We start from the raw sequence: 26,269 nt of genomic DNA, 5'->3' as shown, positions 1-26,269 counted from the left end.
TAAACAAGTAATTAACTCGCTTATATTACGTTATATAGCAGGTATTGACCTTGAAACAGATCACGGCTTTAACATCAAAATAGATCAAAAGAAGCAAGCACCAGCCTTGCTTCTTTTATAGGGTTTACATCGGTCGTTATAGTGACATTAAAAACGCTACCACCTGGTCTCGCTCATTCTGGGTTAACGCCATAAAAGCTTGTTGGCTTTTTTCAGCTTCGCCGCCATGCCATAAAATAGCTTCTTCCAATGTTGCCGCACGGCCATCATGTAAAAATCCGGCTTGCGGATTCACCGTTTGAGTTAAGCCTATGCCCCATAAAGGACGTGTGCGCCATTCATTACCGTTCGCCAAAAAGTCAGGGCGGCCATCAGCAAGCCCTTCACCCATGTCATGCAATAGCATGTCACTGAACGGATAAATTGTTTGGCCCTTTAAGCTATCGCTCATCGGTTCTCCGCCAATATCACCGGCGGTTTTTGTGGTAAATGATGGTGTGTGACAACCTGTACAATTAACTTGTTCAAACAAACGTGCTCCCTCACGTACATTACTGTTACTGACGTTACGTCTAGCCGGAACCGCTAGGGTTTCAGCATAAAAGGTCACTGAGTCACTGAACGCGGCATCGGCTTCTGGCTCACCATTTTCATCACTGCCGGTATCGACAAAACCTGTACGGGTTAAATAAGCATCATGCAAGCTAGTACCAGCGATACTTTCACCTGGAAACAGTGGGTTAGTAATACCAATATCACCCCGCAATGCGCCTAGTGATTGTACTCGTACGCTTGGGGTATTGGCTTTCCAGCCAAAACGCCCTAATGACACTGGATGCGCGACACCATCGCGGGCTTTTACGGCATCAAATACCCAGTTAGCTCGGCCTGACACACCATCGCCATTAGCATCATTGACATCAACATTGGCTAAAATATCCGCTTCAGGTATCGCTTCTAATAAACCTAAACCAAATACTGGCATACCATTTCGCCAGCCCATTAGAACGTCGTCTTGCATTAGGTTAGAGGTAACATTAGCGCTTTGTTTGGTTTCACCCGGTGCATCGTAGGGGTTTTCAACATCAAATAAAGGTTTTTTAAGAATAAGGGTTCTGCCGTCAGCGTAGGTTATTTCGCTGCGCTGATAAGACAAATATACATCGGCTTGACCAACAAAAGCATTTTGCTGCCAATCTGGGCGAGCTTTAAGCACGCCGCGATGAAATAGCTGATCACCAAAGTCAGGCACGGCTATTGGCGCACAATAATTGTTTTGCGCTGTACCTTCAGTGCACACTTCATCAGGTGCTTTACTGATGCGTAAAAATATTCCCGCGGCAGATCCTAGCTTAACTCGAGTTTCATTGGCGGCTAAAAATGGGGTTGAGTTACGCCCATCACGTTGGTGACAAGAGTTACAATCGGCATTATTAAATACCGGACCTAGTCCATCTAACTCAGGATGTTCACTATTAGGCGCTGTGGTAAAAGAGGTTTCAAAATTAACGTCGCCCTCCAGATGCAATGCCAACTCACTGGCGGTTAAATTAGTTGCTGGGGTAGAAAAACCATGGCCTGAATTACTGGTATCAAAGGTAGTAGTATCACCACCTGAGGCACTGATATCGGTATAACTAGGGTAAGTGACTACTGGCGGCTCTGGTACTATTTCAGTGGTAATTTCATCACCACTGCCACCACAGCCGACTAAAATTGTTGTTGTCATCATCACTGACATTAACGCATAAAGCTTAGTTGTTATTTTCATCATTGTGTTCACACATTTTTACAGTTTATCAAAATACCTAGCCTCAATTGAGGCCAGGCATACTTCAACTAAACGTTAGCTAGTTTTCCAATCTGACAATAAAGGTAACATGTCTGATTCTAGCGAGGCTTGCAGCTTACTTAATGCATCAACAGCCACTTGCACACGCTTACGGCCCTCAACATCTAAAATAGCCTGACGAAACGGCATATCATTACTGCCCTTAATCGCTTGGATTTTTAAGATAGCATCATCAATTTCACTGCCAATGCGAGTCGCCAAAACAGTGTCTGCAGCAGCAACAAAATCAATTAAACCTTGCTTGTCTGCACTACCGGTATATTCACCCCGGTAAACATTACGTACGCCAATGATGTTATTTGAAAAGTCAGTTAATGAATTCCAAGAATATTGCGATTCTACTTTTGAGGTGTCAGCAGTGGTAATCGAGTCACCAAATGGGTCAGCAATTTTACCGTTACCCACTTCATCGACAATACCAATCATGCCATTGATCAATTCTTCAACAACCGCCAGTTGTGAAGAGTAAATGGTATTAGTACTGGTACCAGGTTGCTTTAATAACTCAGCATATGGCAGTGCGTTGGTATCTTGTGGGTTATGGCTAACTTGCCATGCATCATCAAGTTGCTTAGTGTAATCACGAAACACTTCAGCTAAGGCCACTAGATACTCACGTTCACGGGTGGTTAACTCGGCAATGTTTTTAGTGTTGTCGTTAACGCCATCACCAAATAATAGGTATTCCATAGTATGGAAACCTTGCACATCATCGTTCCAACCTTTAATTGTTTCAGCATCAAACCCGACCGCGCTGTTTAACTGTGTTTGCAGGTCAGTAGTATTTAATGGCCAGCTGTCTAAATGCGGGTCAATACTTAATGAGTCAACTGGGCCAAAAATATGCGACTCACCTTGTTCCCAAGGCTGACGAGCCGCTTTCCAGGCCGCTTGTGCTGCGATTAAATCCGCTTGAGAGGTTGAGTTAATTAAACTTTGGGTAGCATTAAATAACGCTTCACCTTTACTGGCTAAATCAGCATAACCGTCAACAATAACCTCATTGGTTAAGTTGGTGATCATTTCAGTCGCAACAAATGAGAAACTATCATCTGGCACGATTGGCGCAGTATCATCTGAGCCAGAACCACCACAAGCAGATAACCCCATGATTAATGAAAATGTGATAGCTGAATATTTAAATTTCATAAAAACTCCATGTAAAACAAATTAATGTCAAAAAAAACACTATTAAACGTCTTTTAAGACAGTGACTTATAAAGAAAATTGGTACCCAACACCTAATGCGAAGAAATTAGTATCAGGAATACTGGCCACGGCAACTTGATGTATGCCGCCTTCCGCCTTAATCACAATTTCAGGAATAGGGAAATAATTGATGCCTACGCTGCTCCAGGTGTTTTCAAAACGCTTAGTAGCAGCACCCGTTTCAACCGCCATCAGCGGATTTGAGTAATCGATGTTGGCAAACGCGGTTATTGGTATATTGATCCAGCTGTCCAGCTTGACACCCGCTTCAACAAAGAAAGATTGTGACTCAGAACCTAGCTGGGCAAAGTTACCTGGACGTAAACCTGGGGTGGTTTTATTGGCCTGAGTAATCGCATCAGTGTTTTCCAGAGTGCCATAAAGATACTGGCCACGAAGAATCCATGGACCTTCGACAAATGCCCCTGCTACCGAGACAATACTCATTGCACCATCTACATCTAACTTATTACTTTTATGGCGATTACCTGAAGTATTGCCATAGTAATAAGCCACACCTACAGCGCTACCGGTTTTAAAGTTGCCGTAATCTAAACGTCCGGCAAAAGCTAAATCATCGCCGTTAACATGCTCAAAACGTTTTTGATGCCCAGAAGCAGCCCAGTCATAGGTACGGAAGTATTCTGAATTTAATCCACTGACGACCTGAGCCTGGTAATGAAAATCACTAATTTCACCATAAACGCCGATACCGTTTTCATTCCACACAGCCGGTAACATGGCCGCTTCACTTTTGTGGCGCAACACGGTGAGATATTGATTAGGCTTGTGCAGTGTGCTGGTTAGGCCGATTGGAAGGTGAATATTACCGAACTTAACCCCAAATTCTTTACTTGGGCGATAGCGGATCTCCGCTTTTTCAACAATGACTTCGCCGCCCGCTTCAACTTCAGATTCAAACTCGCCAAATTCATCAAAGCCATCATACTCAAGCGATGTGCCTGTACCGCCATGTTCATATTCAATCTCGACTTCCATGCTCCACTCATCGGTGAACTGATAACCAAACTCAGTCACTATGCGCTCTAAGTCAAAACGATTACGTCGCTCAGGGCTGGTATCTTGAACGTTATCGAAATATTCATCACTGGTGTAATTAGAAGTGCCGTAAGATTTAAAGCTAAAGCGGCTATAACGATCTTGCGCTGTAGAGACCTCACTGGCAACGGTTTCAACCTTTGACATTAAGGCATCGCGCTCAACCTGTTGCTGTGCAGACTGTGACTTTTGTTGCTCGGTTAATAGATTTAACTGCTGCTTTAATGCTGCAATTTCAGCTTCTTGCTTGGCAATAGCCTTGGCAAGTGCATCGGTTTCATTAGCAGCATTTGCATTCGCTACAACACCTAAGCCCATAACGCTCGCTAAAGTCATCGCCAATAGTGAGATTTTGCTATTCATATCAACTCTCCACGTACACTTAAATAATTAAGCTTATTTTAATAATTCGCCACACAATAACTCAATTGATAATCATTTGCATTAAAATTAAGATCTTTATTAGCAACAGCATTTGCAAATAAATTACACTTCCCATAAAAATGTTTTTTTGCCACTATGGTCACACGCTTTTAAAATCACCCTTTGGAACTTCATGGATTCATCATCACTGACCACGGCTAATGTATCTGCTAGCACAACTGCAAATACCTCAGCCACTGAGGGTTATCAAACCAATCCACAGCATTTGTTGCTATGGATGACCTTTGTTATGTCGATGGTATTTGCGGTGTGGCAAGCCTTACTAAACAACTTTGTGATTGAAAGGGCGGCGTTTACCGGTGCTGAAATTGGTATGCTGCAAAGCTTACGAGAGGTGCCCGGCTTTTTGGCCTTTACTGCGGTATTTGTTTTACTGCTTATTCGCGAACAAGCCTTTGCCCTTATATCGCTGGCATTGTTATGTATTGGTGTGGGTATAACCGGATTTTTTCCCGACGTACTCGGGCTATATCTGACCACAATTTTAATGTCGATAGGCTTTCATTATTTTGAAACCATCAATCAATCATTAACATTGCAATGGGTAGATAAAGCAGAAGCACCAGGTTTTATGGGCAAAGCACTCGCATGGCGTTCAGCCGCGGCGTTAATCGGATATGGCAGTATTTGGCTAGTCATGACATGGCTTAAACTTGACTACATTTGGATGTATTCAATCATTGGCGCATTAGGACTGATAATGGTGCTGATGATGAGCCTGTACTTCCCCCGTTTTGCTATTAGCGAAACGCAGCACAAACATTTATTAGTGCGCAAACGATACTGGTTATATTACTTGCTGACCTTTTTCTCCGGCGCACGTCGGCAAATATTTATGGTTTTTGCCGGCTTTATGATGGTCGAAAAGTTTGGCTATTCGGTATCAGAAATCACCGCCCTGTTCTTAATTAACTATGTGGTGAATTTATTTTTTGCCCCCGCTATTGGAAAACTGATTGGTCGCATTGGTGAGCGTTATGCGCTTATCTTTGAATATGTGGGCTTAATTATTATTTTTATCAGCTATGCCTATGTAGAAAATGCCAATGTAGCAGCGGGGTTATATGTGATTGATCATTTATTGTTTGCCATGGCAATCGCAATGAAAACCTACTTTCAAAAAATTGCTGATAAACAAGATATAGCCTCAACCATGTCGGTTAGCTTCACCATTAACCACATTGCCGCGGTGATCATTCCTGTACTATTGGGTATGCTGTGGTTAAGTTCGCCTAAATATGTCTTTTTTATCGGCACAGGATTCGCGGTATGCTCTTTATTACTGGCATTCAATGTCCCCAAATCACCCAAACCAGGATTTGAAACTTACTGGCCTAAACCACGCGAATAAATGAGTAAATAATGGCTGAACCAGACAACAATATCATTGAAGTAGATATACAAGCGGCAGATACCGCCAATATGTCTGCGCGCAAAAAAGCCTTATTACTCGGGCGCATGTTAGGGCTAGCCAGTGAAGAAGATTACCGTCCATCAAGCGCATCTATTGCCGAGCGGGCGCAGCATCGCCAGCGTAAACAGCTAAGTGCATATCAAGCCAATCTGGAAAATATTTTTGCATTAGCATTAAATTACACCCCTTCAGATGTAACGGGTGTCGATTTAGATGCTGATTGGAGTCATCAGTTTTTTCAAATGGCCGAGCAAATTCATAATCGCAAAATGCAGGATTTATGGGCGCGTATTTTAGCCAGTGAAATAGTTTCGCCGGGGAATTTTAGCCTTCGTTCGCTGTTAGTGCTGAAGCAATTCACCTTTCGTGAAGCGCTTATTCTTGAAAAAGCCTTAGGCATGTCGGCTAAAATTGGCACAGATACCCGTTATAAATTACTCAGTGGTTATCGGATAAATGGCGGGGTGAAGCAATATTTTCGTAAAAATAATCAGGTAAATATCCCCTTATCTCAATATGGGTTGCCTTATTCAAATATTTTAACCTTAATAGATGCGGGGGTGATCCATAATAGTGAGTTTGAAACAGGCCTGCTTGACCCTAAAGTAAAATTACCCATGCAATTTGTGCATGATAATTTTACTCTTCAACCCAAAAGCCAACACCTGCTATTTACCTATTATCGATTAACCACCATTGGCGATGAAATTTGCCAGCTGATTGCAGCAAAACAAGATAAAGGTTTCAACCAAATGTTAAGAGGCGTATTGCAGCAGGATTTTAATATTAGCTAGATATGAGTTAAATATTATAAAGGTGAGAATACTTGGTTTTGTGGGCACTGAACAAAAACTGCCTTAACGCTTCCCTTGCTTCACCATGGGCATTAATTTTAGCCGCCATAATGCCATTTTCAGCACGTACGGGCTCAAAATCTACATCCACTTGCAAACCATTGGTCAGCATAAGTTTGCCAGATGTAGGCATTTCAGCGTGTAAGTCACCGCGCATTTTAATCGTTAAGCCAGAGCTGGATAGCGACAACACCTCAACCTCTTGCTCAGTATTACCAACAACGGTGACATCTTTTAAATCGGTTACGCGCCAACTGCGTTCAACACCTTGCATATCGACCACTTCAGGTACGCCTAATACAGGAATAAACTGCCCTAGTTCATCGCGTTTTAACACTAGCGGAAACCACAAACGATAGTGGCTAATTTCAGCCAGCAGCGTTAATTTAGCCTCACCCAGAATATGGGCTAATACCTGAGGAATTTCTGTCGAAACACTTAAAGAGTTATCAGCCAAAATGTCCGCATCAGTTCTAGACTGTAAAGGGTTACCTAAAGTCATCTTTGATGTAAAAATATCACTAAAACAGGCTAACTCTTCATCACTCAACGATTTCGACACGCTTTCCATATCCTCTTGGTTCACATTTCATATTGAGCGCAATATATCATTATTTTGACATTCGAATAAACTTTAACCGTTATATTGAGAAAAATTAATGTTTTGTACAACTATTTACCTACTAAAATCTATTTTTTGTCCGTAAAAAACAAAAAAGCAAACCTAAGTTTGCTTTTGCATAAGCCAATAAATAATAGCAATTAGCTTAAAAGTGCCAACATCTTATGTGCCACTAGCTCAGATGACGCGGGGTTTTGACCTGTCACTAATTTACCATCAACCTGCGCAAACGGATGCCAGTCATCTGCCTTGGCATAATCTGCGCCATTGGCAATTAGCATGTCTTCGACTAAAAATGGCACTATGTCGGTTAATTGCACCGCATCCTCTTCGCCATTAGTAAAACCAGTCACTTTTCTGCCTTTAACAACAGAGGTGCCATCAGCATTTTTAGCGTGCTTAAGTGCGCCTGGTGCATGACAAACTAACCCTAATACCTTGTCTTGTTTTACCGCATTTTCAATCAAAGCAATTGATGTGCTGTCTTCGACTAAATCCCATAATGGACCATGGCCACCAGGGTAAAATACCGCATCATAATCAGCAACATTTACCGACGACAACAATAAGGTTGTAGCCAGTTGCTGTTGGGCATCTGTGTCTAATTTAAAGCGCTTAGTCGACTCAGTTTGAAAATCCACTTCATCACTTTTAGGGTCTAACGGTGGTTGTCCACCTAACGGCGACGCCAGTACCACGTCAACATTACTGTCTTTAAACACATAATATGGCGCGGCTAACTCTTCTAGCCAAAAACCGGTTTTATGCCCTGTATCGCCTAATTTGTCGTGCGATGTTAATACCATTAGTACTTTCATTTATGTATTCCTAATAAAGTAAAAAATCTCATTAAATAGACAGTGGCTCATTCAGTTTAATCACTAATTTGCCAAAATTTTCGCCTTTTAACAGGCCGATAAACGCTTTAGTCGTGTTCTCTATACCGTCGACTAAATGCTCACGATATTGGATCTTGCCATTGGCTAACCACTGGCTCATATCCTTAGCAAATTCAGGGTAACGATGGCCATAATCATCAAAAATGATAAAGCCTTGCATCTTAATGCGCTTCACTAACAAGGTGCCCATTAGCAGTGATAAACGATCCGGTCCAGCTGGCAATGAGGTGGCGTTATATTGCGAAATCATCCCACATACTGGTACTCGTGCACCTGTGTTAAGTAAAGGTAAAACAGCATCAAATACCTTGCCACCGACATTTTCAAAATACACATCAATGCCTTGGTCACAGTGCGCAGCTAACTGTTCAGCAAAATCAGCTGCTTTATGGTCGATACAGGCATCAAAACCAAGTACTTCAACCGCATGGCGACATTTCTCTGCCCCGCCCGCTATGCCAACCACTTTACAGCCTTTAAGCTTACCAATTTGGCCAACAGTTGCGCCAACAGGCCCCGTTGCCGCAGCAACCACTAAAGTATCACCCGCTTTAGGCGCGCCGATTTCAAGCAGCCCCATATATGCGGTAAATCCTGGCATGCCCATAATGCCTAACGCATAAGATGGCATACTTGGGTTAGCGCCTAAGTTCATTAGGCCTTCACCGTTTGATACGCAGTAATCCTGCCAACCACCAAAGGCCAATACCCAATCGCCTACCTTGTAATCAGGGTGCTGACTTGCTTCAACCTGTGACACAGTCGCGCCGACCATCACTTCATCAATACCAACCGGATCAGCATAGGATTTAGCATCATTCATGCGTCCACGCATGTAAGGGTCAAGTGATAAATAAACCGCACGCAATAACACTTCACCAGATTGTGGCGTTGGCTTGCTGGCGGTTTCTAAACGGAAGTTTTCGGCAGTCGGTTCGCCCTGTGGACGAGAGGCTAAAACGATACGACGATTGTGTGATGACATGATTAATCCTTTTTAATTGCAATCCAAAACGTTGACAAAGGTTGACTCAATGAAGGCTACAATAGCTAAAACAACAGTGGTAACATCGTCACACGTTTTACTTATTTACGTGACTGTGAGCCATTTTGATCACAGTCCAGACAGAGTGAGTTATGAAAGAAGATCACCAGTTACATCTTGATAATCAACTTTGTTTCGCTGTTTATTCAACATCACTTGCGATTACTCAGCTTTATAAACCTTTATTAAATTCGCTAGGGCTAACCTACACCCAATACCTAGTGATGTTGATTATTTGGCAAAATGAAGGCTTAAGCCTTAAAGATGTTGCCCAAAAACTGGCCCAAAAATCGGGCGCTATCACACCGGTAGTCAAACGGCTTGAAGCTTTAGATTATATCCAACGCGTTAGACACCCTGAGGACGACAGACAACTGTCATTAACTCTCACTGAAAAAGGTATCGCGCTAAAGTCAAAAGCCATGCAAATCACGCAACACGTTAAGTTACAAAGTGGTATTGATGAGGCCGAAATGGCCGACCTTAAACAACGCTTAGATGCTTTTCGTAATAAGCTGCCAAAGCAAATTAATCTGCCTTAGCCCTAACATAAAAGCAGCCCTAACATTAACAGCGAGCAACATTATCATTGCGTGAAGCTATTAAAACACATTGTTATCGCGATAATCAATTGCGCGCAATTAAAAAATATTAATATTGGAATTAAATAAGTGTTAAACGATAAGCAACCAGCTGACTTTACCTCATAAAATCAGCTGGTTGCAATAAACCAAGACAAACAGGTTTGCTTATAAATCTTGTTTATAAACAATACCTGACTTCATTACGAAGGGAATATTTAATAAAGTTTCAATGTTATCAAGCGGACTTTGTGAGGTCGCAATAATATCGGCATATTTGCCTTTTTCAAGCGTACCCAACGTAGCTGACATATCAATCAATTCAGCCGCATTAACCGTCGCACTTTTCAAAATATCCATGTTGGTCATGCCCGCAGCGTGCATTAATACCGCTTCTTTAGCATTGTCACCGTGGTGCGACACACCACTGTCAGTGCCGTAAGCTATCTTAACCCCTGCTTTATAAGAGGCCTTAAAGTTGTCCATCATATCGCCGCCAACACGAATGGCTTTTTCTTTAATCGCAGGAGAAAACACATCTGTGCTTTTAGCCATTTGCACCACAGTGTCGCCGGCCAGCAAGGTTGGCACTAAAAACGCACCCGACTTTTTGAATAATTTAATACTGTCTTTATCGGCATAACTGCCATGTTCAATACTATCAACGCCTGCGCGTAATGCGGCGTTAATGCCCGCGGCAGAATGGGCATGGCTGGCCACTTTACGCCCTAAAGCGTGGGCTGCATCAATCACTTCTTTTAGCTCATCATCTTCCATTTGCTGACCCGTACCAGTATTGGTGTCAGACAACACCCCGCCTGTAGAGGTAATTTTAATCACATCTGCGCCAAATTTAATCGCCCGGCGTGTGGCACGGCGGCAATCAAAAGGGCCATCACAAATGGTTTTTTCTGTGTATAAATCCAATAAATCTGGGCTCATACCATCTACATCACCATGGCCACCGGTAACCGACACACCGCCAGAGGCAATAATTCTTGGGCCATCAACCCAGCCTTTATTAATGCCATCGCGCAGGGCATAAATTTGCTCAGCTTTAGCGCCTAAATCACGTACTGTGGTAAAGCCTGCCAATAAGGTTTTTTTAGCAAAATACGCACTGTGCATCGCCACATCAGCATCAGACATACGCAGTTTTTGGCTGTCATTTTTAGGGCCTAATTCACCCTGTAAATGCACGTGCATATCCATTAAGCCCGGCATAACAAATGCCTGGCTTAAATCTATAATCGCTAACGTGTCATCAGCCGTTACAGCAACCTCTTTAACAAAACCGGCTTTTACCTCTGTAATAATGCCATCGCGCACAATAATAGATTGCTGCTCTAGTGGCTTTTCACCGGGTACAGCCAGTAATTGTCCTGCATGAATAATTTGAATTTCAGCGGCTTGAGATGCTAGCGCTAATAATGCGCCGCCGATTAAAGTGGTTAATCTTGATACTGCGAATACTGTTTTTTTCATTATAAATCGCTCGTTTGGTCATATGTGATAATAATAGCTATCTAAGCTGACAAAAAAGGCAAAAAGTTACAAGTTATTATGCTTTTTGTTACATTTTTGGTTGATGTTATTGCCATTGAATAAAAAGAAAATGGCATAATTTAACGCTAACAATCCTGTAGAATCGACAGCGCGAGCCACTTACTGCGGATGTAGTTTCATTGTAAATGCACTTTATTGGGTAAAATAAAATGATCAAGCCAACAAACACGGCAATGAATATCGCGGTTTATGGTGCAGGCTCTACTGGGTGTTACTTGACAGCGGAGCTATTAATCGCCAAGCAAAATGTGACGGTAATCTGTCGAGAACGGATTAAACAAGTCATCCTCGATAATGGCGGCATAACTATCAGCGACTATCACGGCTCAAACCATTGCGTCATGCCTAGCAATATCATCACCGACTTAACCCTATTAGACCCATTAACTGACCAGCCCCCACGTTTCGATTTAGTGTTTGTCACCTTAAAATGCCATCAGCTTGACAGCAACTACCCAGATTTACTCAACATTACCCATGCCAACAGCAGCATTATCTTTATGCAAAATGGTCTTGGCAGTTTTGATAACGCCCATCAGCAGTTGCCCCAACGTCAAATTTATCAGGGCATCACCCCGTTTAACGTGTTGCAGTTAGCTAATGGCCGTTTTCACAAAGGCACTGAAGGCCAATTTATCTGGCCTTTATGCAAACACACACAGCAGATTAGCCAGGACATGACCAAGCATGGCCTAAGCTGCCAATTGCATGACAATATGGCCGCTGTAATAAACGGCAAACTGTTGCTTAACCTTAACAATGCCCTTAATGTTATTTGCGATCTGCCGATACAGGCTCAATTGAAACAGCGGCCTTTAAGGCTATTACTGGCTCAAGCTATGCAAGAATGGCTTGATATATGTCATAAAACACAGCGCCCGTTAATGCAATTTACTAAAGTCGCCCCAAAGTGGCTGCCATTAATACTGCGTTTGCCCAATGGCTTGTTTAATATTGCAGCAAAGTCTATGTTAGCCATTGACCCACATGCCCGTTCGTCAATGTGGGAAGACATTCAAGCCAAACGTTTAACAGAAATTGACTATCTAAATGGCGCGGTAGTCAAACTGGGGGCGCAATGTCATATAGCGACACCAGTGAATGCGATAATATATCAAGCCATAAAACAGCTGGAACAAGGCGAAAAGATCAACATTAACGATGTTATTTCGCTGTTAACTACACCTAAAAAGAAAACATAATAATATGAATAAACAACATTTCTTCTTCGGGGTCTGGCAGGTCAATCCAGAAAGTAACAGCTTGCAACAGGGCGCTGACATCAAGCAAATTGAGCCCAAAGCAATGGACGTGCTACAACTGCTGTGCCAACACCCAGGTGAAGTGCTCAGCCCAGATACCATAGTCGAGCAATGTTGGGGCCATACTGTGGTGGGTGATAACCCGCTGCATAAAATTATTAACCAATTGCGCAAAACCCTTGGTGACAGCGCATCTAACCCCACATTTATTGAAACCATTCGTAAACGCGGCTATCGCACCTTAGCCGAGGTTCACTATCCATTAGTGGAGCAAGCCGAACATATTCAAGCTAACACCTGGCAAGGTGGCTCACCCTTCCCCGGATTGCGCGCATTTGACGCCAAAGACGCCGAGGTTTTTTACGGCCGCAGCGAACAAATCAGCACCTTACTCAAGCGCATGAGCAACCAGGTACAATTTGGTCGGGCATTTTGTTTATTACTCGGCCCTAGCGGCAGCGGTAAATCATCATTATTAAATGCCGGTGTGGTGCCGCAATTCATGCGCCCACAGGGGTTTGATGGCATTGGCATTGTGTCTCACACCAGTTTAGATTTAGCCGATATTAGCCAGGACCGTTTATTTACCGACATCGCCCTTGCACTGCTGGATTTAGACATAAACGATATACCGGTATTTGATGGCATGACCGCTGAAAATCTCGCCGTCATGTTGCAGCAAGATATGCCCAAGGTCATTGAACAAGCCAAACAGGCCTTAGCCAATATCGAGCAAACTAACACCGCAATTACGCCCAAACTATCGATATTTATTGACCGTGTAGAAGTGCTACTTTCTTCACCTATTTTTACCGAGCCACACATTCAAACCGCATTAGATATGATTGAATCGCTCGCCACCAGCGGCTACTTTATGGTGTTCAGTGCCTGTAGAAATGACTTTTACCCGCAGGTGGTCAGTCGGCCCAGTTTAATGGCCGGTAAAGCCAGCGGATCACACTTTGACTTAACCGCACCAAACCGCACCGAGTTACTGCAAATGATCCGTCTGCCCGCTAAAGCTGCGGGCCTTAATTGGGACACAGACCCGCAAACCCACACGCCATTAGATGAACTACTGTGCGCCGAAGCAGCTAATAACCCTGACGCACTGCCTATGCTGCAATACACCTTACAAGAGCTGTATTTACAGCGCGATGAACACAACACCTTATTAGTGTCGGTATATCAAAAACTGGGCGGAATAGAAGGCGCTATTGGTCAAAAAGCCGAAGGTATTTTTGCCGCATTAGCCGCAAAGCACCAACACAGTTTAAGTAAAGTATTGTCGTTATTAGTCACCTTATCCGCCGATGAAACCAACATCACCAGCCGCGCCGCACGCTTAAGCCAACTGAGCAACGACAACGAAACCGCTCTAGTACACACCCTGATTGATAACCGCTTATTTGTGTCACACCTGCAAAATGGCCAGGGCTGTTTCAGCGTTGCCCACGAGGCACTATTACGACGCTGGCCACGGGTATTACAATGGATTGAGGCACATCGTGACAGCTTGCGGGTTAACGCACGTTTAACCGTACTTAGCCAGCGTTGGCAAGATGAGCAACAGCACAAAGCCTATTTACTGGCCGAAGGTAAACCGCTGCAAGAAGCACTAGCACTGGCCGACAACCCGCTGTTTAATTTAGATACTGAGCAACACGCCTTTATTCATGCCTCTAAGAAAAGCGTTGGCGTAAAACGCCTGGCGAAAATGTCCACCATAGCCGTACTGTGCATGCTGACCCTACTGGCTGTTTTTATGAGTGTAAGAAGTATTCAGGCTGAACAATTTGCTAAACAAAAACAACAACAGGCAGAAAGCTTATTAGGCTTTATGGTCGGCGAGTTCGCCGATAAATTACGTAGCGTTGGTCGCATGGATTTATTAGATGGTATCACCCAAAAGTCGATGGAATATTTTGCTAGTAATGATCAACAAACGAATGCATCAGCCGCCTACAAAAAATTAAGTTATCAAAGCCGCTTACAACACGGTCAGGCATTGGCAGCAAAAGCAGAGGTTGCTTATTCAAGGGGCGATAACAGCAAAGCATTAACAGCATTTATCGATTCTCAAAAAATTCTTCAAGCGCTCTATGATGAAACCAGAAACGCCCCAGATATTGAACTACTCAAACTATTGGGCGCAAACGCTTTCTGGGTAGGTCAAATAGCATTAAATGACAGAAAAGATGCTGAAACACTCAAGCAATTTGAACTTTACCGCGATTACAGCATTAAGATGAATCAAATTGCACCAGACAATATCGATTCGTGGATCGAGTTATCTTATGCCTACAACTCACTAGGCAGTCTATTTTTCAACCAGAACAATTTCAGCAATGCTCAACGCAATTTCGAACTCTCTTTAGAATTAAAGAAAAAAGCTTTAGTGCAGTCGCCTCAAGACAGTTTACTTGCCTCATCTACTGCAGATACCTATTCATGGATAGCGAGCACCGCAATGAAACAGGGGGATTTAGAACTCGCTCTATCTTTGCATGAACAAGCACAAGCAGTATTAGCTGCGCCTTTAGCAGAAACGCCCAATAATGCCCCTTTGCTAGAAATATTGTCTTATAGTCTTATACATCAGGTGAATATTTTAAGTGCACAAGCTAAATGGCAACAGGCTTATCAAAAAAGCGAAACGGCCTATAGTTTATTGGATAACCTCTTTAAACAAGATCCAGAAAATAGAAGTTGGAGAGAAAGAAGATTTAATTTTCAAGCACAAAAATTAGGGATTTCAGCCCAACTTGCAAAGCAAAATGGTTTACCTCTATCGGATTTTACCACGCCTCAAAAACTACTTGAGCAATTAGCAAAGGAATATGCATTTACTAACAAGGTAGCTAACGAATACGAACAATTGAACAATAAAGTAATATTTGAAGCAATTAAATATTATCAAACGTTAGCGCAGTGGCAAGACAGTGAACAACTTCTTGAACAACTAAATATTAACTTGAAAAAAGAACACAAAACTCCGTCATCAAACATTTTTTGGGCGGAAGTTGCCTTGCTTAATGCCACACAAGCAAAACACAATCAACAGCCTAATTTAATGATCACAAGTTGTAAGCTGGCACTAGCGAACGTACCTGAAAAGTATCATCCATTTGAAATTGAAATAAACCAAATTGTTGTGGTTGCAAATTTATGTCTGCAATCGAAAGTATCAATAGCAGAGCAGATAAGTGCACTCAATAAAATGGACATTAATGTCTCGACGCATTACCCACTTTTAACCTCTAAAACGTCCATCCCACTATAAGGAAATAATAATGTCATCTACCAATAAAATTAATGTCACTGTAACTTATGAGCAATCCACCTTTTTATATAATGGTACACCAACCTGCCAATTGGTTGTGCAAGAAGACACATCTATTAGATTTAAATTAGACACCGCGACAGCGGCTAATTATCGATTTGCGGGGATTATTTTTGACAACCCAAATGACCCAGACATCGGAAAAGTCAGCATAAAAAACCAAGCCACTGAGTTAAAAATTCATGACACATACTGTAAAAATGACGATGATATTTCATTCAGAATTGTGTTAACGCCACTCAATTCACACGAATGCATTGTCAGTCCTGACCCACAAGTAATCAATAAACCCCCTATGTAATTAATTTAAAAACAATAAGATACAACCAGAAGGTTAACGGAAGGCTGTTTTTTACTTTTTCCAATATAGTGTGTGTCATCGAAATACGTTTGTTTGACACACATTATATTTTAAAAGGGACTGACCATGATAACCTCTGACAAATACCAAGAATTCCATGACACATTAACCCGTGCCACTGAACTTGCTAAGGCGTTATCAGGTAAAAACTTCCCCACGCCAGATCAAAAAAATGCGCCTGTTACCCCCACTAAAACGGCGTTAACCAGTCCCCCAAAAACAGTATCAACACCGAAAATTTTTGAGCACACGTTAGATCAGGCCACCCAATTATCTAGCCTAGGTTTTTTGATGAATGCCATTTCAGAAGCCATTTTTGTGGTCAATGATGAAGGCGTCATTGAAATGATTAACCAGCATGCAGCCAAACTTTTCGGCTCGCCAAAAGAGTTATTGATTGGTCAAAAATGGACTAACTTTGTTAACTCAGCCTACCAAGAAGAATACCAAGAGTTGTTTGCCCATTGGCGTGAAACCTTCACCCCATTTAATCACGGCCCCAAAGAAATTGTACTGCAACGCTCTGACTCAAGTTTAGTCAATGCCGACATTTCACTGTCGTGCCTGCCCGTAGGTGAAAATGCCAAACCGTTAATTGTCGGGGTAATGCACAACCTCACTAGCCACAAAGAAAAGTTTGAAGAGTTAACCCGTTTAGCCAATACCGACAAACTCACCAGTTTAGCTAATCGTCATGCTTTTGATGAAGCATTGCAAAATGCCTGGGACGATAGCAGACAACATCAACATCCGTTAAGTTTGATCTTGATTGATATCGACTTCTTTAAAATTTTTAACGACAACTATGGCCACATTAATGGCGATAAGTGCTTACAAAAAGTGGCTCAGGTAATTAACTTAGCCATGCCTAACCGCGACTGTTTAGCCGCCCGTTTTGGCGGCGAAGAGTTTACCGTTATTCTGCCTAACTTCAGCCAGGCGCAGGCACAACGAGTGGCTGAAAAAATTCAGCGCCAAATTAACCAAATTAAATTTACTGATATGGGCTTAACCCAGGAAGTGAAAATAAGTGTCAGCCAGGGCATTGCCTGTGAACAACAAGGCCAGTTCCGCACCGCTACCGCGCTTATTTGCGCCGCTGACACCGCGCTTTATCGTGCAAAAGCAGAAGGCCGCAATCGTATTAGCCTAAGTTTGTAATATCAGCTTAAGCCTCTATTTGTAATATCAGCTTAAGCCTCTACATAGCATTACATATCAGCCTAGGTTAATACTGACCTAGGCTGATATTGAACCCGTTTCAACTTGATGCATTTGTTGGTAAGCCGCTATACCGCTGGCGTCATTGGCTTGTTGGGCCAATACTTTTTCATCATCATTGGCAAAATGAGCATCCCAATGGGCTAACCTAGGCAGCATAAGTCTATGCCATAACGGTGGAATAAGGGTTAACCCTAAGGTAGCTAAGTAACCACTGATCATCATAGGTGCACCCTCATAGGGTGCTAAGCGGTGATACGGTACTTGAGCTTGTGCATGATGATGCGAATGGCGAGTTAAATTAAACAATGACCAGGAACTGACCCGCTTATTGGTGTTCCATGAATGCCGTGGTGCTACCTTAGTGCCATTAGCGCGAACCAAACCATAGTGCTCCATATAATTGACTATTTCTAACGTCGCCTTAGCCCACAGTGCGGTGGGAATAAAAAATGCCAATGCCTGCCAAGACCCCAAAGCAAACACCGCCAGAAGAATAACCAGACTCATGGCAATACCTCTTAACACGCGATTATGCCGTGAAAATATCGGTAAACTTTTAACTGATAAACGACGCTTTTCAATATTCCAGGCACTGATATTGCCATACCAGCTGGACACAATAATGTGCTGGTAAACATTGCGGCCTCTTGGGGCAGAAGCTGGGTCTTGCGCGGTACACACAAAACGATGATGACCGTATACGTGTTCAATGGCAAAGTTAGCGTCAAAACTAAAGGCTAATAACCATCGCCCAATAGTGTAAGACATTTTATGCCAGGTACGGTGCACCAGTTCATGCCCCGTCACTGTGCCTATCACCCCGATAACCAGCCCAGTAAAAGCCACTAATACCAGTTGTTGATACCAGCTGGTATTGGCTTTGGCCGCCAGGGCATCATAGCCGGTTAATTCGGTGATCCATTGGCCATAACCCCATACATCTGTAGTAGCAAAATGCCAACTAAACACAAATAGAATGGCCATTAACAAGGGCAATGCCAGCCAAAGCTGCCAGGTCATAATACTGTGATGAGCATAACTTGGGGTTGAATCATCATCACCTAACACAATGTCGCCACCAATATAGAATAACAACCAGATGGCATAACCCAGCACGATGTAAAATTGACCTAACGTCAGCGCAGCCAGGGTAAATAGGCCCATTAAATGGAACGACATAAATTTTAAATAGTGCACCGTTAGCTCCTAGCTAATGTCTTTTATTAACAATTAATCTATCAAGTGTGAGTAAAAAGAATAGCGGGTAAAAAAGACATCTAGGGGTCATTTATAGACAACTTTGATTAAATCCGCTACAACTAGGGCATTGGTGTCTGACTAGGATATGACCTTGACTGCAATTCCCCCTATAAAGCATGACAAAGTCATCAAAAATATGTCTGCGGTTAGCGAGCCTTTAATACCGGTATTTTATCTGCACCAGTTGTATCAGCAATTGTGTGATTGGCAATTACCGGCGCAGCAATGGTTACAACAAAATAAACTGACACTAGCTGACTTACAGCAAGCCAATAGCCAGTTAACCCTTAGCCAATATAGTGAGTTAATAGACAGCGCGATAACACTGTCACAGCGGCCAGATATTGGCCTGTATGTCGGTAAAAAAATATCTGTTATTGCCCATGGCATGCTAGGGTTGGCGATGCTCAATAGCGCCTCGTTAAATGATGCGCTATTACTGTTAAAGCAGTTTATTCATACCCGAAATCCGTTAATTGAAATTGATATCAGCGCGCATCATCAAAAACTACACATCAACTATGATTTGTCTCAGCCTCTTCCTAAAGGCCATCAAGCCTTTATTGATGCCATTACGGTGACCTTTTTAACCCTGTTTTTACACCTTCTGACTGACAAGTCCGTGATTAAAGCGGTTCATTTAAAAGTAACCAAACCTGATTATTACGAGCAATATTCACTCTTTATGCCCTGTGAACTGCTATTTTCACAACCGCAAAATAGTATTGTGCTATCGCAAACTACCGCAAACCAAAGGCTGGCTAGCAGCGACCCAGCGGCGGCATTTCAAGCCAAACAATTTTGCCAACAGCAACTTGATGCACAACAACCCATAGGTTTTATCAGCCAGGTTCAACAACTTATTTTGAAGCATCAAGGCAAAATATCTCAACAGGATATCGCCCAGCTATTACATGTAAGCCCACGCACCATGCACCGTCAGCTGCTAAAACATCACACCAGTTACCAGCAATTACTCACCAATGTTCAACAACATTTAGCACAGCATTATTTACGTGAATCAAAGATGAGTATTCAGCAAATAGCCTTTGAATTAGGCTATGTTGACGTCGCAAACTTTAGACGAGCCTTTAAACGTTGGTACCAGATCACGCCACAGGATTTTAGAAAAAACCCGCCATTACGGCGCGTGTGATGCCAGCAATAAAAAATAAATAATATTGTTAACCCTTTTTAGATTTACTCTCGTTTATAGCGTTATCAACATTAACGAATAAAACAAATTACACTTGAGGCACATCGCCCTTATTTGGAGCAATACATGAACCTGCTTACTTTTTCTAACTCATTTTCAGCCTTAACCTTTCCTACAGTACGCACATCAGCACTGGCATCAATCATGTCATCAGTACTGGCGTTCAGTGCTTTACCGGCTTTTGCGGCAGACTTACCATTTCCCCACTTAGAAACCATCGGCAGCAGCGAAATTAGCATTGAGGCTGATATGGCCACTATTGATATTGAAGTAGTGGTTGATGCACCCACAGCAAAAGAAGCTAAAACCGAGTCAGATAAAGCCATTAGCCAGTTTTTAAGCCGATTAGATAAAGCCGGTATTGCCAAAAATGATATCGACAGCGCCAATTTAAATATCCGCCCGCAATATCATTATCAAAATAATGAACCCGCTAAACTGGTGGCTTACCAGGCCAGCAGAAGCATGACCATTACCGTACGAGATTTAAGCCAGTTAAATGACTTACTCGACACCGCTTTAGATCAAGGTATCAATCGGGTTAACAACATTAAACTAAGCTCAAGTAAGCAGGCGGAATATATTGAACAGGCACGTCAAAGCGCCATTACGGATGCCAAGCAAAAAGCCGCATCGTTAGCCAAAGGATTTGATAAAAAGGTCGATGGCGTGTGGCAAATTCGCTATTTTGACCAACAGCCAGTGCAACCGGTAATGTACCGTATGGCGGCAGAATCGAGTGACGCTAATCAGGGTTATCAGCAAGGGCAAGTCACCGTGAGTGATCGCGTTGAAGTGATATTTAAATTGAAATGATTTTAAAGTTAAGTGATTTTAAATAGTTATAGCGGCTCACAAGCACGCGAAACTAGATTGTTATCGACATAATTGTTATCGACATAATTGTCATTAGCATAAAAAAGTGGTCAGGCGCATATCGCCTTGACCACTTTTTTGTTCGCTTATTTAATCGCGTTAAAAATATTGATAGCGTTAGCTAATCACTTCTTTGTCACGGGTTCACTTTTTGCCATCATAGCGCGGCCAAGTAATACAACACCGACAATTAAAAATGGCACACTTAACCACTGGCCTGCGGTCATCAAGGTTTCGCTGTAAGCGGTTTGGCTAACCTTAACCGATTCAATCGCAAAACGGGCGCTGAACACTAACACTAAAAACACCCCGAATAGGCCACCATGTTGCAGCTTTAATTTTGTTTTGCGGTATAAACCCACCAGCAAAATAAAAATCAGTAGATAAGCAAACGCTTCATACAATTGCGCCGGATGACGCGGTAGCAAATCGATACGTTCAAAGATAATACCCCAGGGTTTTGTGGTTGGCTCACCTAGAATTTCTGAATTGGCAAAATTTGCCATACGCACAAAAAAGCCAAAAATTGCCGTGGCAATCGCCAGTCTGTCTAACAAAAACAAAAATGGCAGGCCTATTTTTCGTTTATAGTAATACAGCGCTAAAATAGCCCCTAAGCCGCCGCCATGACTGGCTAGGCCGCCTTCCCAAATAGCGAGTATTTTCAGCGGATGAGCAAAATAGTAGCTCGGATCATAAAATACACAATGGGCTAGCCTTGCGCCGACAATAATGCCGATAACGCAGTAAACCAAAAAGTTATCTAATGACTCAAGGTCCAAGCCTTCTGCCTGATAGATTTTTTTCATTACCTGGAAACCCGCCGCTATCGCGGTAGCAAATAATACCCCGTACCAATGTACGGTCAACCCCATAAACGACACCAAAACAGGGTCTGCATTCCAAACAAAATGGTCCAATTGTTGCTCCAAAAAAGGCTTACTTATGCCGCTAATGCTACGCTGTTTTATCTTACCAATAAAGAAACTTACGGTTAAAGTGGCCTGAAATATTATTCACCTATCGCCAAATTGATCACCTCTTCAGCAACAAATCACGTAAAATAGTGTTTATCAAACTGTAAAAGCCGATGCAAACTATGCCAGATACACCACAAATAGATAATCTGATTGAATGCCATCTCGACATTACTTCCTGTGAGGTCGATGCAAGCACGTTATTGTCGCAACATTCTGGTCTATCAAAGCAAGTCATTAAACAGGCCATGCAAAAAGGCGCCGTTTGGCACACCCATGGCAAACAGGTTATTCGACTTAGGCGGGCTAAAAAAGCCCTTAAAGTGGGTGATAAACTGCATTTATATTACAACAGTCACATACTCGCTGAAGTCCCCGCCAATACACAGTTGATGTTTGACCAGGGTGATTATAGCCTGTGGTATAAACCCTATGGCTTACGCTGCCAGGCTTCTAAGTGGAGCGATCACACTACCATTAATCGCTTTATTGAATTAAATACCGAGCCGCCACGTAGCGCGTATATTATCCACCGCCTTGACCGCGCAGCATCTGGGTTGATTATTATCGGCCACACCAAAAAAGCCACCGCAGCAGTTGCTAAACTGTTTGAGACTCGTCAGTTAGATAAATTTTACCAAGTAATAGTGCAAGGACGTTTTGCCGATAATACGATAACCATTGATACCCAAGTAGATGGTAAACCCGCGCTATCGCACGCCAGTTTATTGCAGTACAACCCTGAATTAGATCAATCTAAAGTGCAGGTTAAAATTGAATCGGGTCGTAAGCATCAAATTCGCATTCACATGGCCAGTATTGGTCACCCTGTTGTTGGCGACCGCTTGCATGGCAATGCCACGGCGGATGCTCCAGATTTAAAATTATGCTGTTGTGAATTTGCTTTTGTTTGCCCTGTCACAGCGACACCTGTGCAGTTTTCACTGCCAGAAGCGTTAAGGCCTCAATTTGAGTAGCGACAGCGTCTAAACCGCTCAGTCATTGGTAATATCAGCAAAGCTGGCGGACAGTAACGCTTGTAAATCCGTTGGCGACATCTGTAATTCAAGCCCTCTTTTACCGGCACTAAAATACAGTTGTGGTAATAATTCTGCGCTTTGATCAATCACAGTGGCCAAACGCTTTTTTTGCCCCAAAGGACTCACCCCACCTAATACATAACCTGTTGTGCGTTCCACCAAAGCACTGTCTGCCATGTGTACTTTTTTAACCTTCAGCGCTTTGGCCATTTTCTTAAAGTTTAGCTGTTGGCAGACAGGCAATATCGCTACCGCTAATTTATGGCTGTCGGTTTCGACCACTAAGGTTTTAAACACCAGTTCAGCTTTTACTTGTAGTTTTTCAGCCGCTTCTAAACCATAAGAAACCGCATTCGAGTCATGCTGATACTCATGCACGGTAAAAGGTAAGCGATGTTTTTTAACTAAATCAATGGCGGGAGTCATAGCAATCATACCTTTTGAAATCGACTGTTCAGTATCCGTCTATTGACGTTATTGATCATTTTACTTGCGGTGAATTTACCTCAAACATGGCGCTAGCTCAAAGTAATAATCAGATAAGACTGCCGCTTACCGTGATGATGCTATTAAAAAACGAAAACAAAAAAAGGAGCATTATGCTCCTTTTGGGGTGAAACTAACGACTAGCTATAGGGTTAAGTCACGATAAGCGACTATCCAATAATGCTAGTTGATAAGTCTGTTTTACATAAACCAGGCGCGGTAGGTTTTACCCTTCAGCTTGCCCTTAGTAATTTTAGACATAGCCTGCTGCGCAACAGTGCGAGATACCGCAACGTAAGCACGAATATCAGTCACTTTAATTTTACCGATATCGTTGAAATCAATGCCGTTTTCGCCAGTCAATGCACCAACAATATCGCCTGGACGAATTTTTTGTTTCTTGCCGCCCTCTATTTGTATGGTTTGCATAAGAGGTGCTAGCGGTGCTTTAGTTAACGCACTTAATGGTGGCAGTGTAGAAGGCACAATATCTTTATTCAATGCTTCTTCAATCATCGCCATTTTATAGCCATCATTTTCACCAAAGAAGCTATATGCTGCACCTTGGCTACCCGCGCGACCTGTACGGCCAATGCGGTGAATATGCACTTCGCTGTCGTAAGCTAAGTGGTAGTTAAATACCGCATCTAACGCATCGATATCTAAACCACGGGCTGCCACGTCAGTTGCCACTAAAATACGGGCACTTTTGTTAGCAAATTGCAGTAACATTTGATCGCGATCGCGTTGTTCTAAATCGCCGTGTAATGCTAAAACACTGAAACCAAACTCAAGCAGTGCATCAGCCACGTCTTGGGTTTCACGCTTAGTATTACAAAATACTACTGCGCTTTCTGGTTGCTTATCAAGTAATAACAAACGCAGCGCTTCTAAGCGGCCTTGGTTGTCTTCAATACGGTAAAAGCGCTGTTCAATGGTTAAGTTATCGTGGGTTGATTCCACTTTCACCATCACCGGCTTATACATAATGCGTTCAGCAATAGATTGAATTTGCTCTGGAAAAGTCGCACTAAACAGCAGGGTTTGGCGCTCATGCGGAGTTTGGTCGATAATCGCATCAATGTGCTCTTGAAAGCCCATTTCTAACATGCGATCGGCTTCGTCTAACACCAACATGTTGACATCACCTAAATCAAGACGGTTACGATCTAGGTGATCAATAATACGCCCTGGGGTACCGACAATAATGTGCGCGCCATGTTCAAGTGAACCAATTTGTGGTCCCATTGGCACACCACCACATAAGGTGAGTACTTTCACGTTATGAATGCCGCGGGCTAAAGTACGAATTTCTTTAGCGACTTGGTCTGCTAGCTCACGCGTAGGACAAAGCACCATAGTTTGAATGCGAAAACGCTTCACATCCAATTTGTTTAACAAGCCTAAACCAAAGGCGGCAGTTTTGCCTGAGCCGGTTTTACCTTGGCCAATCACATCATCACCCGCTAAAATCGGCGGTAAACTTTCTGCTTGGATTTGTGTCATAGACTCATAGCCCATGGTGCTAAGATTATCTAATAACTCGGGTTTTAAGTTTAATGATGAAAATGCCTGACTGGCAACTTGCGAAGGTGATTGACTCAAAGGAATATCCTGTGCTGAAAGCAAACTAAAAATAATAAGGCCAAAGCAAATGGCTTTGGCCGGAACGGGCTAATTATAGCAATAAACCCTAAAAATTACTCCATCATTGTTTAAGCTCTATTATTTTAGCCGTTTAATAAATCAGCAACCCTCTAAACGATTAATGTGCTAAATGGCCAAAACGCCCTTGCTGGTAATCTTCAACCGCTTGATTAATTTCAGCTTGAGTATTCATTACAAACGGCCCCATATGCACAATCTGCTCATTAATTGGGTTACCCGCCAGAATTAAACACCCTAGCCCTGAGTCACCTGCGTTGAACTGTGCCAATATGTGCGGATTAAGTTTAAGCATAGTGCCTTCGCCAAACACCACATTTTCGCCGTCAACCAGCACATTAAGCTGGCCTTGATAAATATAAACATTGACTGCGCCATGCTGGTTTAACGCAATATTAGCAGAGCTGTTTGGCTCAATAATCAAATCAGCAATAGCCCCACTGCCTGCAAGCCCTTCAATATGGGTATTAGTGATACTGTCTGGTGTATCAGCAAACTGCCAAGTGCCGGCTAACGCAATCAGCTTGGCGCCCTTATTGTTGAGCAAGCTTGGATTAGGATTAACCGTTGTATCGCGATAAATAGCCGGACGCATTTTGTCTTTAGCTGGCATATTGAGCCAAATTTGAAAACCGTGTAGCCCTTCATTAGCATCTGCTAACGGCATTTCAGAATGAATAACGCCACTGCCTGTGCTCATCCACTGTACATCACCAGCACGAATAGCTTTCACATTGCCCATATGATCACGGTGCTCAAAACCGCCTTTCATTATATAGGTAAAGGTTTCAATGCCACGATGAGGGTGCGGTGGAAAACCGCCAATAAAATCTTGCTTATCATCCGACTTCAATTCGTCCAACATCAAATAGGGGTCATAGCTTTGTTTACCAAAATCAGCGACACGTTTAATGTTCACCCCATCACCATCCATTGCTGGGCGAGCTTGAGTTTTATAGATAATTTGCATAATCACCTCGAAATATCAGACTAGCAAAACAGTTTTGCCAGTGA

22 protein-coding genes are annotated in these 26,269 nt (G+C 42.8%); 10 read left to right on the top strand and 12 right to left on the bottom strand.

The features are described from left to right. Positions 1-136: 136 nt before the first annotated feature. From FJ709_RS03800 to FJ709_RS03790, 3 genes are all read right to left on the bottom strand, one after another. Positions 137-1,774 (bottom strand): di-heme oxidoredictase family protein, encoded by a 1,638-nt coding sequence (locus FJ709_RS03800; protein ID WP_404830008.1) that lies wholly within the window; start codon positions 1,772-1,774, stop codon positions 137-139. Positions 1,775-1,846: 72 nt separating this feature from the next. Continuing rightward, a complete protein-coding gene (locus FJ709_RS03795; protein WP_226413607.1) occupies positions 1,847-3,001 on the bottom strand; it encodes an imelysin family protein in 1,155 nt (384 codons plus the stop codon). A gap of 66 nt (positions 3,002-3,067) precedes the next feature. After that, positions 3,068-4,483: an OprO/OprP family phosphate-selective porin gene (locus FJ709_RS03790; RefSeq protein ID WP_226413606.1), complete on the bottom strand. Its 1,416-nt coding sequence runs from the start codon at positions 4,481-4,483 to the stop codon at positions 3,068-3,070. 298 nt (positions 4,484-4,781) lie between these two features. Between FJ709_RS03790 and FJ709_RS03785 the strand changes: the two genes are divergently transcribed. Together FJ709_RS03785 and FJ709_RS03780 are read left to right on the top strand one after the other, a co-directional pair. Beyond that, positions 4,782-5,915 (top strand): MFS transporter, encoded by a 1,134-nt coding sequence (locus tag FJ709_RS03785; protein ID WP_226415828.1) that lies wholly within the window; start codon positions 4,782-4,784, stop codon positions 5,913-5,915. Between the two features lie 11 nt (positions 5,916-5,926). Beyond that, positions 5,927-6,772, top strand: a complete 846-nt coding sequence (locus FJ709_RS03780) for a TIGR03899 family protein (protein WP_226413605.1) — start codon at positions 5,927-5,929, stop codon at positions 6,770-6,772. A 7-nt stretch (positions 6,773-6,779) separates the two neighbouring features. On the opposite strand, the gene FJ709_RS03775 is transcribed toward FJ709_RS03780, so the two are convergent. The 3 genes from FJ709_RS03775 to FJ709_RS03765 form a co-directional block, all read right to left on the bottom strand. Beyond that, complete coding sequence (locus FJ709_RS03775; protein WP_226413604.1) at positions 6,780-7,394, bottom strand: hypothetical protein; 615 nt, start codon at positions 7,392-7,394, stop codon at positions 6,780-6,782. A 200-nt stretch (positions 7,395-7,594) separates the two neighbouring features. After that, positions 7,595-8,272 carry a type 1 glutamine amidotransferase domain-containing protein gene (locus FJ709_RS03770; RefSeq protein WP_226413602.1) on the bottom strand — a complete coding sequence of 226 codons (678 nt, stop codon included), beginning with the start codon at positions 8,270-8,272 and terminating at the stop codon, positions 7,595-7,597. A gap of 31 nt (positions 8,273-8,303) precedes the next feature. Further along, positions 8,304-9,338 (bottom strand): NADP-dependent oxidoreductase, encoded by a 1,035-nt coding sequence (locus tag FJ709_RS03765; RefSeq protein WP_226413600.1) that lies wholly within the window; start codon positions 9,336-9,338, stop codon positions 8,304-8,306. 152 nt (positions 9,339-9,490) lie between these two features. Between FJ709_RS03765 and FJ709_RS03760 the strand changes: the two genes are divergently transcribed. Next, complete coding sequence (locus FJ709_RS03760) at positions 9,491-9,940, top strand: MarR family winged helix-turn-helix transcriptional regulator (protein WP_226413598.1); 450 nt, start codon at positions 9,491-9,493, stop codon at positions 9,938-9,940. 207 nt (positions 9,941-10,147) lie between these two features. Here the strand turns inward: FJ709_RS03760 and FJ709_RS03755 are convergent, their stop codons facing one another. After that, positions 10,148-11,464, bottom strand: coding sequence for a metal-dependent hydrolase family protein (locus FJ709_RS03755; RefSeq protein WP_226413596.1), 1,317 nt, complete (start codon positions 11,462-11,464; stop codon positions 10,148-10,150). Between the two features lie 230 nt (positions 11,465-11,694). Between FJ709_RS03755 and FJ709_RS03750 the strand changes: the two genes are divergently transcribed. The 4 genes from FJ709_RS03750 (at position 11,695) to FJ709_RS03735 (ending at position 17,672) form a co-directional block, all read left to right on the top strand. After that, complete coding sequence (locus FJ709_RS03750) at positions 11,695-12,747, top strand: 2-dehydropantoate 2-reductase (RefSeq protein ID WP_226413594.1); 1,053 nt, start codon at positions 11,695-11,697, stop codon at positions 12,745-12,747. A gap of 4 nt (positions 12,748-12,751) precedes the next feature. Then, positions 12,752-16,090 (top strand): nSTAND1 domain-containing NTPase, encoded by a 3,339-nt coding sequence (locus FJ709_RS03745; RefSeq protein ID WP_226413592.1) that lies wholly within the window; start codon positions 12,752-12,754, stop codon positions 16,088-16,090. A gap of 10 nt (positions 16,091-16,100) precedes the next feature. Then, a complete protein-coding gene (locus FJ709_RS03740; RefSeq protein WP_226413590.1) occupies positions 16,101-16,451 on the top strand; it encodes a DP-EP family protein in 351 nt (116 codons plus the stop codon). Between the two features lie 126 nt (positions 16,452-16,577). Continuing rightward, positions 16,578-17,672 (top strand): sensor domain-containing diguanylate cyclase, encoded by a 1,095-nt coding sequence (locus FJ709_RS03735; protein ID WP_226413588.1) that lies wholly within the window; start codon positions 16,578-16,580, stop codon positions 17,670-17,672. Positions 17,673-17,750: 78 nt separating this feature from the next. On the opposite strand, the gene FJ709_RS03730 is transcribed toward FJ709_RS03735, so the two are convergent. Then, positions 17,751-18,932, bottom strand: a complete 1,182-nt coding sequence (locus tag FJ709_RS03730) for an alkane 1-monooxygenase (protein ID WP_226413586.1) — start codon at positions 18,930-18,932, stop codon at positions 17,751-17,753. A gap of 154 nt (positions 18,933-19,086) precedes the next feature. On the opposite strand from FJ709_RS03730, the gene FJ709_RS03725 reads away from it, so the two are divergent. Both FJ709_RS03725 and FJ709_RS03720 read left to right on the top strand, forming a co-directional pair. Beyond that, complete coding sequence (locus tag FJ709_RS03725) at positions 19,087-20,151, top strand: AraC family transcriptional regulator (RefSeq protein ID WP_226413584.1); 1,065 nt, start codon at positions 19,087-19,089, stop codon at positions 20,149-20,151. A gap of 126 nt (positions 20,152-20,277) precedes the next feature. Then, positions 20,278-21,027, top strand: a complete 750-nt coding sequence (locus FJ709_RS03720; RefSeq protein ID WP_226413582.1) for an oxidative stress defense protein — start codon at positions 20,278-20,280, stop codon at positions 21,025-21,027. A gap of 185 nt (positions 21,028-21,212) precedes the next feature. Here the strand turns inward: FJ709_RS03720 and lgt are convergent, their stop codons facing one another. After that, positions 21,213-22,007 (bottom strand): prolipoprotein diacylglyceryl transferase, encoded by a 795-nt coding sequence (lgt, locus tag FJ709_RS03715; RefSeq protein WP_226413580.1) that lies wholly within the window; start codon positions 22,005-22,007, stop codon positions 21,213-21,215. Between the two features lie 179 nt (positions 22,008-22,186). On the opposite strand from lgt, the gene FJ709_RS03710 reads away from it, so the two are divergent. Beyond that, a complete protein-coding gene (locus FJ709_RS03710; protein ID WP_226413578.1) occupies positions 22,187-23,041 on the top strand; it encodes a pseudouridine synthase family protein in 855 nt (284 codons plus the stop codon). A gap of 18 nt (positions 23,042-23,059) precedes the next feature. Here FJ709_RS03710 and ybaK read toward each other — a convergent pair whose 3' ends face one another. From ybaK to FJ709_RS03695, 3 genes are all read right to left on the bottom strand, one after another. After that, on the bottom strand, positions 23,060-23,530 hold the full coding sequence (ybaK, locus tag FJ709_RS03705; RefSeq protein ID WP_226413576.1) for a Cys-tRNA(Pro) deacylase: 471 nt from the start codon (positions 23,528-23,530) through the stop codon (positions 23,060-23,062). A gap of 261 nt (positions 23,531-23,791) precedes the next feature. After that, the gene (dbpA, locus tag FJ709_RS03700; protein ID WP_226413574.1) at positions 23,792-25,195 is read right to left on the bottom strand and encodes an ATP-dependent RNA helicase DbpA; all 1,404 of its coding nucleotides are present in this window, start codon (positions 25,193-25,195) and stop codon (positions 23,792-23,794) included. Positions 25,196-25,355: 160 nt separating this feature from the next. Beyond that, on the bottom strand, positions 25,356-26,225 hold the full coding sequence (locus FJ709_RS03695) for a pirin family protein (protein WP_226413572.1): 870 nt from the start codon (positions 26,223-26,225) through the stop codon (positions 25,356-25,358). Positions 26,226-26,269 lie beyond the last annotated feature (44 nt).

It is taken from the genome of Shewanella glacialimarina, assembly GCF_020511155.1.
Classification (GTDB): Bacteria; Pseudomonadota; Gammaproteobacteria; order Enterobacterales; family Shewanellaceae; genus Shewanella; species Shewanella glacialimarina.
Note: the sequence above shows the minus strand (reverse complement) of the source record. Positions and strands in the feature narration are given on the sequence as shown.